The sequence below is a fragment of the Pseudomonas sp. P9_35 genome, from assembly GCF_034008205.1.
Classification (GTDB): domain Bacteria; phylum Pseudomonadota; class Gammaproteobacteria; order Pseudomonadales; family Pseudomonadaceae; genus Aquipseudomonas; species Aquipseudomonas kilonensis.
Window position 1 is genome coordinate 5,056,264 of record NZ_CP125373.1, and the last position, 12,286, is coordinate 5,068,549.

12 protein-coding genes are annotated in these 12,286 nt (G+C 61.2%); 6 read left to right on the forward strand and 6 right to left on the reverse strand.

The genetic code is table 11. From position 1 onward, the window contains the following. Positions 1-22: 22 nt before the first annotated feature. Positions 23-1,648 carry a methyl-accepting chemotaxis protein gene (locus QMK47_RS22335; protein WP_320389342.1) on the reverse strand — a complete coding sequence of 542 codons (1,626 nt, stop codon included), beginning with the start codon at positions 1,646-1,648 and terminating at the stop codon, positions 23-25. A gap of 258 nt (positions 1,649-1,906) precedes the next feature. Between QMK47_RS22335 and QMK47_RS22340 the strand changes: the two genes are divergently transcribed. The 4 genes from QMK47_RS22340 (at position 1,907) to QMK47_RS22355 (ending at position 4,794) form a co-directional block, all read left to right on the forward strand. Beyond that, positions 1,907-2,929 carry a transporter gene (locus QMK47_RS22340; RefSeq protein ID WP_018604547.1) on the forward strand — a complete coding sequence of 341 codons (1,023 nt, stop codon included), beginning with the start codon at positions 1,907-1,909 and terminating at the stop codon, positions 2,927-2,929. 142 nt (positions 2,930-3,071) lie between these two features. Further along, positions 3,072-3,215, forward strand: a complete 144-nt coding sequence (locus QMK47_RS22345; protein ID WP_003204853.1) for a hypothetical protein — start codon at positions 3,072-3,074, stop codon at positions 3,213-3,215. 37 nt (positions 3,216-3,252) lie between these two features. Then, a complete protein-coding gene (locus tag QMK47_RS22350) occupies positions 3,253-3,483 on the forward strand; it encodes a hypothetical protein (protein WP_320389343.1) in 231 nt (76 codons plus the stop codon). A gap of 102 nt (positions 3,484-3,585) precedes the next feature. Continuing rightward, positions 3,586-4,794, forward strand: coding sequence for an MFS transporter (locus tag QMK47_RS22355; RefSeq protein ID WP_320389344.1), 1,209 nt, complete (start codon positions 3,586-3,588; stop codon positions 4,792-4,794). Here QMK47_RS22355 and arfB read toward each other — a convergent pair. Continuing rightward, positions 4,791-5,204 carry an alternative ribosome rescue aminoacyl-tRNA hydrolase ArfB gene (gene arfB, locus QMK47_RS22360; protein ID WP_013694088.1) on the reverse strand — a complete coding sequence of 138 codons (414 nt, stop codon included), beginning with the start codon at positions 5,202-5,204 and terminating at the stop codon, positions 4,791-4,793. The two genes, QMK47_RS22355 and arfB, sit on opposite strands and share 4 nt — an antisense overlap. Positions 5,205-5,470: 266 nt before the next feature. Next, positions 5,471-6,892 (reverse strand): amino acid permease, encoded by a 1,422-nt coding sequence (locus QMK47_RS22365; RefSeq protein WP_320389345.1) that lies wholly within the window; start codon positions 6,890-6,892, stop codon positions 5,471-5,473. A gap of 658 nt (positions 6,893-7,550) precedes the next feature. On the opposite strand from QMK47_RS22365, the gene QMK47_RS22370 reads away from it, so the two are divergent. Together QMK47_RS22370 and QMK47_RS22375 are read left to right on the forward strand one after the other, a co-directional pair. Next, the gene (locus QMK47_RS22370; RefSeq protein ID WP_003178782.1) at positions 7,551-7,688 is read left to right on the forward strand and encodes a hypothetical protein; all 138 of its coding nucleotides are present in this window, start codon (positions 7,551-7,553) and stop codon (positions 7,686-7,688) included. A gap of 92 nt (positions 7,689-7,780) precedes the next feature. Then, a complete protein-coding gene (locus QMK47_RS22375; protein WP_214509475.1) occupies positions 7,781-8,746 on the forward strand; it encodes a leucyl aminopeptidase in 966 nt (321 codons plus the stop codon). 254 nt (positions 8,747-9,000) lie between these two features. Here QMK47_RS22375 and rluB read toward each other — a convergent pair whose 3' ends face one another. From rluB to QMK47_RS22390, 3 genes are all read right to left on the reverse strand, one after another. Next, the gene (rluB, locus tag QMK47_RS22380) at positions 9,001-10,236 is read right to left on the reverse strand and encodes a 23S rRNA pseudouridine(2605) synthase RluB (protein ID WP_214509474.1); all 1,236 of its coding nucleotides are present in this window, start codon (positions 10,234-10,236) and stop codon (positions 9,001-9,003) included. 324 nt (positions 10,237-10,560) lie between these two features. Further along, positions 10,561-11,490: an SMC-Scp complex subunit ScpB gene (gene scpB / locus QMK47_RS22385; RefSeq protein ID WP_320389346.1), complete on the reverse strand. Its 930-nt coding sequence runs from the start codon at positions 11,488-11,490 to the stop codon at positions 10,561-10,563. 11 nt (positions 11,491-11,501) lie between these two features. Beyond that, positions 11,502-12,200, reverse strand: coding sequence for a segregation and condensation protein A (locus QMK47_RS22390; protein WP_214509807.1), 699 nt, complete (start codon positions 12,198-12,200; stop codon positions 11,502-11,504). Positions 12,201-12,286 lie beyond the last annotated feature (86 nt).

The following is a 12,286-nucleotide window of genomic DNA, read 5'->3' on the forward strand; positions in this document are numbered from 1 at the left end:
CAATACCTGTCGCGAACGACCGTCAGGCACTCAACCGCGCCGTCACTTCATTCAACTGTCCTGACAAGCCGTGCAGATCCCGACTGGCGGCTTCGGTGCGCTGCACATTGTCCATGTTGGTGCTGGCAATGCAGGTGATTTCCGTCAGGTTGCGGGAAATGTCTTCGGCCACGGAAGTCTGCTCTTCGGCTGCAGTGGCGATCTGGCGGTTCATGTCGCGAATCGCTTCGACAGCCTGGGTGATGCGTTCGAGCATCACACCGGCCTGGGTCACTTGCTCCACACTTTCTTCGCTGCGCGACTGCCCACTCTCAATGGCATGGGCCGCGTCCACCGCACCCGTTTGTACAGTCTGGATGATCTGGTTGATCTCGATGATTGACGAGGCCGTGCGTTGGGCCAGGCTGCGGACCTCATCGGCGACCACCGCGAAACCGCGCCCCGCCTCCCCGGCTCGCGCGGCTTCGATGGCAGCATTGAGGGCCAGCAGGTTGGTCTGTTCGGCGATCCCGCGGATCACCTCCAGCACCTTGCCGATGCGCCCGCTGTCGGTTTCCAACTGACGGATGACCGCAGCCGTGTTGGCGATCTCGCCGCGCATCCGGGTGATGGTGTGGATGGTCCCCTGCATGACCTTGCCGCCCTGTTGCGCCGATTGATCGGCATCATCGGCCGCCTGCGCCGCGTCGGCGGCATGGCGGGCCACTTCCTGGGCCGTGGCGGACATTTCGTTCATCGCCGTCGCCACCTGATCGGTGCGTTCGAATTGCTCGCCGGTGCCCTGGCTCATCAGGCTGGCGATGGCATTGAGCTCACCGCTGGCACTGTCCAGCTCCGTGGCACTGCGTTGCAGGCGGGTAAAGGTTTCGGCAAGGAAATCGCGCAATGTGTTGGCCGCTACCGCCAGGTTGCCCAGCTCGTCCTGACGGTTGCTCGTCACACGCTCGGCGAACCGCCCATGACTGAGTCGGGTCACGTAGTCGATCAGGCTACGAATCGGTTGAACCAGGTTGCGATTGACCAGCCACAGGCTGAACAGCCCAATCAGCACACCCGACACCAGCATGATCACGGTGCCCAGCATGATCGTGCGATCGGCACCGACACTGATCAGTGTCGATTCCTCGGTGCCCAGCTTGCGCAACTCCACCACCAGCGCACTCATTTGCTCGCTGGCCGCACGGTCCACGCCCTTGACTGCCGCATCGCCCGCCGCCGAATCGCCACCGGAGGCGACAAATGCGTCACGGCCCTTTTGGTAGGCAGCACCCAACTGACGATGTTCATCGCGCAGGGCTACGATGCGGGTCTTGATGGGCGCCGGCACACCTTCACGCCCGCTCAATTGGCCAAGGATGTCTTGGACCTCACGCTGACGTTCCTCGAACTGCTTCCAGTATTTATCCAGGTCCGCCGGCTGTTTGCCGCGCAGCAGGACGTTTTTCCATTCCTGCACCTGCACCTTGAACTGCAGGTTGGCCTCGTCGATCAATTGCGAGGCACGCAACGGTCCATCGATCAGGTTGCGATAGTTCTGGACACCATTGGAGAGGAAATGAAAGGACGCCAGGGCGATCAGCAACATCGCCAGCAGGCTGCCGCCCAACAGGGCGAGAATCTGAGCTCGAAGGGATTTTTGTAGAATCATGGGCAGCAATCTCTAAGCAAGGAGAACAGGAACGACGTCCCGACCTCCATGTCCGCAACACACCGCGTCGCAACCCGAATACGGGGGGATATGCACATACCATCGGCCTGCGCGGGGCATTCTTGAACCTTGGCGACGGTCGGTAGCGCCAGCTTGGCGGTGCGAATGGAACTGTCACAAAACCATCAAGAAAGCTTGCGAAGATGGCGTTCAAGTGAACCTGTAGCCGCCACAGGCACTTCCCGCCAGCGAGACTTCATGAACCACAGCATTGATCAAAGCCACCGTGATCCGGACCTGTTCGGCCTGCTTTACGGGTTCCGTTTCCGCCCCGGCGAACGCGGGCAGGAGATCGATTCGGCCCAGGCCTTACGGAGCCTGCAACACCCGCAAGACTCGGATGAGTTCCTCTGGCTGCACCTGAACCTGGCCCACGCTGCGTGCGAGCGCTGGATGAAAGGTCACCTGGCCCTGCCCCAGGAGTTTTTCGAAGCCTTGCACGAAGGCTCGCGCTCGACCCGCATCGAGCATGTCGACTCGGCGTTGCTGGCCGTGGTGAACGATGTCGTGTTCAACCTCAGCAACATGGTGTCCTCGGATGTCTCCACATTGTGGGTTTGCGTGCACAGTCGATTGATCGTCAGCGCGCGCCTGCAACCCTTGCACTCGGTCGACAAGCTGCGCTCGTCGGTGAAGGCCGGCGAGTGCTTTCGTTCACCAGTGGAATTACTCGTGCACTTGCTGCGCGACCAGGGCGAAGTGCTGACCCAGATCGTGCGCAAGACCAGCCTGAGCGTCGATCAGGTCGAAGATCAGTTGCTGTCCTCGCGGCTGTCCACCAACCGCGCCGAGCTGGGCAGCAACCGCCGGGTGCTGGTGCGCTTGCAGCGCTTGCTGGCCCTGGAGCCGGGCTCATTGCTACGTCTGCTCAACCGCCCGCCGCAATGGTTGCAGAAAGAGGACGTCAAGGAGCTGCGCAAATCCACCGAGGAGTTCGCCCTGATCATCAACGACCTCACCGCGTTGAGCGAACGGATCAAGCTGCTCCAGGAAGAAATCGCCGCCAACCTCAACGAACAAAGCAACCGCACCCTGTTCACCCTGACGGTGGTCACGGTATTGGCCTTGCCCATCAACATCATTGCCGGTTTCTTTGGCATGAACGTTGGCGGCGTGCCGCTTGCCGGCGATCCCGAAGGCTTCTGGATCCTGGTGGCGCTGGTGGCAACCTTCACGCTGATTGCCGGCCGCTGGGCATTTCGCAAGCGACGTGACTATTGAACATGACGTGTCTAGACAATCCCTTTTGTCGGCCCGAGGGGATTTAACAGTCTTTTTGTCATTTCTCCTGCTGTATCCTGCCCAGGCTTTGTAAAAGCGCGGATCTACCAGATCTATCCACAGACCTTGCGAGGAGCGCGATATGCACGAGATCCCTAATCTCCCCTTCCCAAGCCTGCACGACACTGAGCAGACGACCACGCTGCAAGCCGGGGGGCAAGCAGACGCCCAGCAACCCGAGCCAAAAGAAGCCACTGAACGCCGCCAGGCCGACAGCGAAGACTGATTGACCCGCTCCACCAGACCGTGTGGAAAGCGCTAAGATGCGCTTTCCACACCGCCTGAATCCCGAGCCCTCCATGACCGATGACACCCCTCCCTTCAGCGAAGCCCAGGCCAGCGTGCTGATCGGCACTGCCGAAAAAATGGTCGAGATCTGGACCCGCCTTCCTGCCGAAAAACAAGCGGCCCTGCTGGCGCGCTTTGGCAGCGAAGAAAACGCCATCGCCGCACTGGTCACCACACGCCTGGTCAGCAGTGAGAACGGCAGCTGAACCACCGTTGGGCAAATAGTTTTACTTTCCCCCGCCCTGAGCCCACGGTCGCCGTTATCATAAGCAGCCTATCTATCCTGCTGCTCCGTGGACCTTTACCCCATGTCAGATTCCCAGCGCCCCCTGGCGGTCACGCTGCAAGTCGTTTCCATCGTCCTGTTCACGTTCATCGGCTACCTGAATATCGGCATTCCCCTGGCCGTGCTGCCCGGGTTCGTCCACGGCGAACTGGGCTTCGGCGCGGTGATCGCCGGGTTGGTGATCAGCGTGCAATACCTGGCCACCCTGCTCAGTCGTCCTTACGCCGGGCGAATCATCGATAACCTGGGGAGCAAGCGCGCGGTGATGTTCGGCCTCGCCGGCTGCGGGCTGAGCGGTGTGTTCATGCTGGTGTCTGCCTGGACGCCCCACCTGCCCACGTTCAGCCTGATCAGCCTGATCAGCCTGCTGATCGGTCGCCTGGTGCTCGGCAGCGCGGAAAGCCTGGTGGGCTCCGGTTCGATTGGCTGGGGCATCGGCCGAGTCGGCGCGGCGAATACCGCCAAAGTGATTTCCTGGAACGGTATCGCCAGTTACGGCGCGCTGGCGATCGGCGCTCCGTTGGGGGTGTGGCTGGTCAATGCGCTGGGGCTGTGGAGCATGGGCGTAAGCATTATCTTGCTCGGTTTGCTGGGGTTGGCATTGGCCTGGCGCAAAACCGCCGCGCCCATCGTCACTGGCGAACGCCTGCCGTTCATGCACGTATTGGGACGTGTGCTGCCACACGGCTGCGGCCTGGCCCTGGGTTCCATCGGGTTCGGCACCATCGCGACCTTCATCACCCTGTACTACGCCACCCAGCACTGGGACAACGCCGTGCTGTGCCTGAGCCTGTTCGGCGCCAGCTTCATCGGCGCGCGCCTGCTGTTCGGCAACCTGATCAACCGTCTGGGCGGCTTTCGCGTGGCGATTGCCTGCCTGTCGGTGGAAACCCTGGGCCTGTTGCTGTTGTGGCTCGCACCGGATGCCCACTGGGCCCTGGCGGGCGCGGCGTTGAGCGGTTTCGGCTTTTCCCTGGTGTTTCCGGCGCTGGGCGTGGAAGCGGTCAACCTGGTGCCGGCCTCCAGCCGCGGGGCGGCGGTGGGCGCTTATTCACTGTTCATTGATTTGTCGCTGGGGATCACCGGACCGCTGGCCGGTGCGATTGCCGCGGGCTTCGGCTTTGCCTCGATCTTTCTGTTCGCCGCACTGGCGGCCCTGGGCGGGTTGGCATTGAGCGTCTACCTGTACCGACAGGCGCCGAGGCATCGCCAGGAACGGGAGAAAAGCTAGAAGTCCACCTTGCCGCGCCCGGCCTTGATCGAGCCGCGCTTGGTCTTGGATTCCAGGCGACGCTTTTTCGAACCCAGGGTCGGTTTGGTCGGACGGCGCTTCTTCTCGACCTTGGTGGCGCTGAGGATCAGTTCAGTCAGGCGCTCCAGGGCATCGGCCCGGTTCTGTTCCTGCGTGCGGTATTGCTGGGCCTTGATGATCAATACACCGTCGCTGGTAATGCGACTGTCGCGCAGGGCCAGCAGCCGCTCCTTGTAGAACTCGGGCAGCGACGAGGCCGGAATGTCGAAGCGCAAGTGCACGGCGCTGGAGACCTTGTTGACGTTCTGCCCCCCTGCCCCCTGGGCGCGGATGGCCGTCAGCTCGATCTCGGCGTCCGGGATGTGCACGGTGTTGGAAATCGCCAGCATGGAAAGTGTCCGGTATCAGGACCCACAGGATACCGCGAATCCCCCAGACAACACCTGCCCCCTGCGGGAGCGGTGGTGACCACACACGCTGTGAACACTGAAGATCCAATGTGGGAGCGAGCTTGCTCGCGATGGCGGTGTGTCAGTTGTGAAGATATTGGCTGTCGTGCCGTCATCGCGAGCAAGCTCGCTCCCACAGGGGATTTGTGTCTTGCCTGAAACGACAAACCCGGCGCTTGGCCGGGTTTGTTGTATTTCAGGCTGGCTTACTTGGTGGCAGCCGCCACCGCCAGTTCATGCCGGGCACTGCGCTTGTTCTTGATCACGTAGCACACCCACATGAACACCACCCACACCGGAATCGCATAGACCGATACCTGGATGCCCGGGATCAGCAGCATCACGCCCAGGATGAACACCACGAACGCCAGGCAGATGTAGTTGCCGTACGGGTACCACAGCGCCTTGAACAGCGGCGTCTGGCGGGTCTGGTTCATGTGCTGGCGGAACTTGAAGTGCGAGTAGCTGATCATCGCCCAGTTGATCACCAGGGTCGCGACCACCAGCGACATCAGCAACTCCAGCGCATGTTGCGGGATCAGGTAATTCAACAGCACCGCCACCAGCGTGACCGCCGCCGAGGCGAGGATCGAACGCACCGGCACGCCGCGCTTGTCGATCTTGGACAAGACCTTGGGCGCATCGCCCTGCTCGGCCATGCCCAGCAACATGCGGCTGTTGCAGTAGGTGCCGCTGTTGTACACCGACAGCGCGGCGGTCAGCACCACGAAGTTGAGGATATGCGCCGCGGTGTTGCTGCCGAGCATCGAGAACACCTGCACGAACGGGCTGCCGCTGTAGGCATCGCCGGAAGCGTTGAGCGTGGTCAGCAGGCTGTCCCAAGGGGTCAGGGACAACAGCACCACGAGCGCACCGATGTAGAAAATCAGGATCCGGTAGATCACCTGGTTGATGGCCTTGGGAATCACGGTTTTCGGTTTGTCGGCCTCAGCGGCAGTGAAACCGAGCATTTCCAGGCCACCAAAGGAGAACATGATGATCGCCATGGCCATCACCAGGCCGCTGATGCCGTTGGGGAAAAACCCACCGTGGGACCACAGGTTGGTCACCGACGCTTGCGGCCCGCCGTTGCCACTGACCAGCAAATAGCTGCCCAGGGCAATCATGCCGACAATCGCCACGACCTTGATGATCGCGAACCAGAACTCGGCCTCGCCAAAGACTTTGACGTTGGCCAGGTTGATAACGTTGATCAGGATGAAAAACGCCGCCGCCGACACCCAGGTCGGAATGTCCGGGGCCCAGTAATGGATGTACTTGCCGACTGCAGTCAGTTCGGACATGCCCACCAGGATGTAGAGAATCCAGCAGTTCCAACCCGACAGGAACCCGGCGAAACCGCCCCAGTACTTATGGGCAAAGTGGCTGAAGGAACCGGCCACCGGCTCTTCGACGATCATTTCACCCAACTGGCGCATGATCATGAAGGCGATGAAGCCGCAGATGGCGTAGCCCAGGATCATCGACGGGCCGGCTGATTTCAGCACCCCCGCCGAGCCGAGGAACAGGCCGGTACCGATCGCGCCACCGAGGGCGATCAGTTGAATGTGGCGATTTTTCAGGCCGCGTTTCAGCTCGCCCGAATGCGTATTTTCTACAACGGTCATGCGTCACCTATTTGTTTTTATCTGTGACGAAATCGAACCCGACACGCTTATGGCATGGCGGAGTGAACAAGGCGGATAACCTTGAAAATGCGTGGGTACGCGAAGGGTCACAGTAAAACGCCGCGCATTGTACACTGCGGCCCTCCTCCTGCCAGACACCACCGGATCAGCGTCTCCCCCCGCACTTCAGGTATGGCGCGCATCTGACCCTTCCCGTTGGCCTGAAACAAGCGCTGCGAAGTATCAAAAAACGCGTCAAACCGGTGCCCTCGGCAGCTTTTTCTTACAGCCACCCTAAACGCCGATAGAGGCCCGTTCACAAGGCAAAAATTGTCAGTATTCCTTTACGGTGCGTAACGCAAACTTTCCAAAGAGGAAATTTCCGTAGGCTGACTGCAAATTGACGGTAGGTAGCTACCTATTTAAAAAAGCACCCAGGCGGCTGTTTTTGAATGACTAATACCGCCGCTGAAAATGGAACAAAAAGTTCAAACAAAAAAAATGAAATTATTTTTTTGCAATCCAAAAATCCCTCGACTAGGTTTTCAGCGACTTGCCAAGGCATCGTGCCGACAAGTTCTGCGGTGCCGTTGCCGGCCTGCTTCCATTCGCCGAATCGAGCCGCTTATTTCCGTAAAAGTCATCTAGGAGATTCACTATGCAAGCACTGGACAAAGACTTGGAAACCGAACTGCAACTGGACGAATGGTTTGAAGCCCCAACCCATGAAGCCGCCGTTGAAATGATGCAGGCCGACGCCGTCGTTCCATTCGGCACGGCGATGTGGCCTCTGTAGGCACCGCCCGGCGGAGGCGATCCGGCCGGTCGACTCCGCCACTTTTGCCGGTTGCCAGGGACGTTTAATGAACTTGTCAGGGAAGAATAAGCATGGACACACAACGAGCCATCTCACATTTCCTTTACTACCTCGAACACCATCCCGCCCTGGTCGGCATCCAGCCCGCCAAGGTGTTGCTCGGCCATACCGCTGACTACGAAGCGCTGACCGGCGCCATTGCCGAACAAGCGGGCAGCGGCTCGCCCTTCCGGTTCAGTGCCATGCGCCTGGACCTTGAACCCACGGAGCGCCTGTCCAAGGCCATCGCCGACAGCGATCTGTACATTTTCTTCTACGACTCCTCCACCCTGCCCAACCCTCGTCCCGACGGCCCGGACTTTGTCCGCGCACTGCAAGGCGTGATGGCCGACAACTGGAGGAAATCGCTGCTGTTCAAGGACTACGGCGACTACTTCTACGACACCTTCAGCGTGATTCCCCAGCGTATCGCCGGGCTCAACAGTCACCTGATCCGGCGCATGTCCCAGGCGACGACCCTGAGCTTCCAGGATGACCACGGTTCGTATTTCGACACCGCCCTGGGCAGTGTGAAGAAATGGACCGACATCAACGGCCTCGGCAACTACGACCTGGCCCCCGGCGAAATCGCCACCCACAGCGACACCATCAATGGCCGAGTGAATTTCGTCGGCACCTTCCTGAGCACCATCCCGTTCGCGCGCAAATACGGCGTGCTGCAATCGCCGCTGGAGCTGTGGATCGAAGACTCCACCATCCAGAAAATCGCCACCGACGTACCGGGCCTGGAGCACGACTTCAACAAATACCTGGACGCCAACCCGTCCAACCGCCGCATCGAGGAACTGGGGATTGGCACCAACGAAGGGGTCAAGAGCCTGTACGCTCGCAATGCCGGTTTCGAGGAGCGCCATTGCGGCCTGCACCTGGGACTCGGCGGCGGGGCCAAGGGCAGCCATCACCTGGATCTGATTTTCGAGAAGGGGATGTTGGCGCTGGATAATGAGCCGATGTTTGATGGGCGGTTTGTGCTTTAGAGGTATCTGTGAGGCTACTGGCCTCTTCGCGAGCAGGCTCGCTCCCACACGCCATCCCATTGTGGGAGCGAGCTTGCTCGCGATAGCGGCCTGCTTGAAAAGGTGATGTTGACTGGACCGCCGCCATCGCGAGCAAGCTCGCTCCCACAGAAGATCTGAGCCAAATGCCGAATCTGTGAACCTCCCCCTTCAACTAAAGCCAGGCAAAAAAAAGCCAACTCGAAAGTTGGCTTTTTTTCATGGACGCTCGCCGATCACTCCGGCTTACGACGCCCAAACCCCGGACGCTGTCCCGAACCTGCCGGTGCACCACGGCGCTTGCCCGATGGCGTGTCACGGTCGGCCAGGATGATACCCGGGCGTTTTTTCGGTGCCGGCTTGGCCGGACGCTTGGTGTCGGCCGGGCGATCGGCAACTGGCGTACCGCGGCCAGCCGGGGCACCGCGACCTTCGCCGCGCTCAGTGCGACCATTGGCCGGACGCGGCGTGCGTGGACCACGCTCGCCGTCCTGACGCGGAGCAGGCTTGCGGGCCGGGCGTTCGCCTTCGATCTGCGGCTCGCGGGAAGGACGCGGCCCCGTCGGCGCGCCTTCGGCAGCCGGACGCAGCGTACGCACGCGCTCGGTCTTGCCCATCGGGCGCGAGGATTTACGCTGCATCCGCTCCAGCTTGTCCTTGCTCTTGGCGGTCATCTGCGGCATTGCCACCGGCTTGAGGCCCACTTCGGCCGCCAGGATGTCGACTTCGTACTGGCTCATTTCGCGCCAGCGGCCCATCGGCAGGTCGGAATTGAGGAACACCGGACCGAAACGCACGCGCTTGAGGCGGCTGACCACCAGCCCCTGGGATTCCCACAGACGCCGCACTTCACGGTTGCGGCCTTCCATCACCACGCAGTGGTACCAGTGGTTGAAGCCTTCGCCGCCGGGCGCCTGCTTGATGTCGGTGAAACGCGCCGGGCCGTCTTCCAGCACGACGCCGGCCTTGAGGCGCTCGATCATCTCGTCATCGACTTCGCCACGCACACGCACAGCGTATTCGCGGTCCATCTCGTAGGACGGGTGCATCAAGCGGTTGGCCAGTTCACCGTCGGTGGTGAACATCAGCAAACCGGTGGTGTTGATGTCCAGGCGGCCGATGTTGATCCAGCGGCCTTCTTTGGGACGCGGCATCTTGTCGAACACCGTCGGACGGCCTTCCGGGTCGTCACGGGTGCAGATTTCGCCGTCGGGTTTGTTGTACATGATCACGCGGCGCACCGTTTCGGCGGCCTCTTCGCGCTTGATCACCTTGCCATCGATGGTGATGGCGTCGTGCATGTCGACACGCAGGCCCAAGGTGGCATCTTTGCCATTGACCTTGATCCGGCCCTGGGTGATCCAGGCCTCCACGTCGCGGCGCGAGCCGACGCCGATACGGGCGAGGACTTTTTGCAGCTTCTCGCCTGCTGGGCCGATTTCCTGGCTGTCGTTCTGGTCTTGGTCTTTCATTCTGGGCACCTCCCGGTGTGGTCGAGCCAGGCTTGGCCTGACGCTTTGAAAACGGGTCTTCGACGAAGGGATCGCCAAAGGGTCGCGAATCATACGCTCGTTGAGGCGATTGCGCATCAGAGACTAGCTGATCGACGCACGCCCGGCGCTTTTTCCGCCGACCGGTGGCACCCGGCTTAATGAAGGCCCCTGTGGGAGCCGAGCTTGCTCGCGATGACGGTGGGTCAGCCTGCATTGATGCTGAATGTTCCTCCGTCATCGCGAGCAAGCTCGGCTCCCACAGGGGACGGCGGTGGATCAGCCAGTGTTTGCAAACCAGTTGAATCAGTCGTCGAACTGGCGCCGTTCGTTTTCGATCGCTTCGGCCAGGGCGCGGGCTTCGGCTTCTTCGTCGCTCAGCTCGGGTTCCGACGGTTGGAGAGCGGCGACGGCGGCCAGCAGTTTTTCCCGGGCTTGCGCAACGCCGAGGATGTCTTCTTCCGGTTCTAGTTCTGGTTCTGGCTCTGGCTCAGGTTCCGACTCGCTGTCAGGCCCCGGCCCCTCACGCAGCAGGTCGTCGAAATCGGTCTTCAAGCCCTCCTCCATGGTGTCCAGCTCCAGCAACAACGAGTGGAAACTGGTCTCTTCCTTCGGTTCCTCAGGCTCGGCACTGGCATCGGCCAATTCCTGCAGGCCCTGGGGCACCGGGGCGTCGTCGAACTCCAGCATCGGCTCGGGTTCCAGCTCCCGCAGTTCGGCCAGCGGCGGCAGGTCATCCAGGTTCTTCAGGTTGAAGTGATCGAGAAAGGCCTTGGTGGTGGCGAACATCGCCGGTTTGCCGGGCACATCGCGATAGCCAACGACACGGATCCACTCGCGCTCCAACAGCGTCTTGACGATATGGCTGTTGACCGCCACGCCGCGCACATCTTCGATCTCGCCGCGGGTGATCGGTTGGCGATAGGCAATCAATGCCATGGTTTCGAGCATGGCGCGGGAGTAGCGCTGCGGCCGCTCCTCCCACAGGCGCCCGACCCATGGCGCGAACTTCTCGCGGATCTGCAGGCGATAACCGGACGCCACTTCCTTGAGTTCGAAGGCCCGCCCCTCGCAGGATTTGCCCAACAGCGTCAGGGCTTTCTTGAATACGGCCGGCTCAGGTCGCTCGCCTTCTTCGAAGAGTTCGAACAGGCGCTCCATCGATTGCGGCTTTCCCGAGGCCAACAGGAAAGCTTCAAGCAAGGGGGCCAGCTCGCGGGGTTCAGTCAGATTCATTGATTTGCTCGTTATTCGGCTCGTGCCCGCACATGGATCGCTGCGAACGGCTCATTCTGCACCAGCTCGACCAAGGATTCCTTGACCAATTCCAGGACCGCCATAAACGTCACGACAACCCCCAAGCGCCCTTCCTCGGCGGTGAACAGCTCGACGAACGGCACGAAACCGCCGCCCTTGAGCCGCTCCAGCACATCGCTCATGCGCTCGCGGGTGGACAACGCTTCGCGGCTGACCTGGTGACTTTCAAACATATCGCCCCGGCGCAGGACCTCGGCCATGGACATCAGCAACTCTTCCAGGCTCACATCCGGCAGCAACTTGCGCGCCCGCGCCTCGGGGGCATCGAGCTTGGGCACCACCACGTCGCGCCCGACCCGCTTCAAACCATCGAGGCCTTCGGCTGCGGCCTTGAAGCGTTCGTACTCCTGCAAGCGGCGGATCAGCTCGGCCCGCGGATCGTCTTCTTCCGCTTCGACCTCTGCCGAGCGCGGCAGCAGCATTCGCGACTTGATCTCGGCCAGCATGGCCGCCATCACCAGGTACTCGGCCGCCAGTTCCAGGCGCACCGACTGCATCAACTCGACGTAGCCCATGTACTGGCGGGTGATTTCCGCCACGGGGATGTCGAGGATGTTGATGTTCTGTTTGCGAATCAGGTACAGCAGCAGGTCAAGCGGGCCCTCGAAGGCTTCGAGGAACACTTCCAGCGCATCCGGCGGAATGTACAGGTCCAGGGGCATTTCCATGACCGCCTGGCCATAGACCATGGCGAACGGCAGCTCCTGCTGCGCGC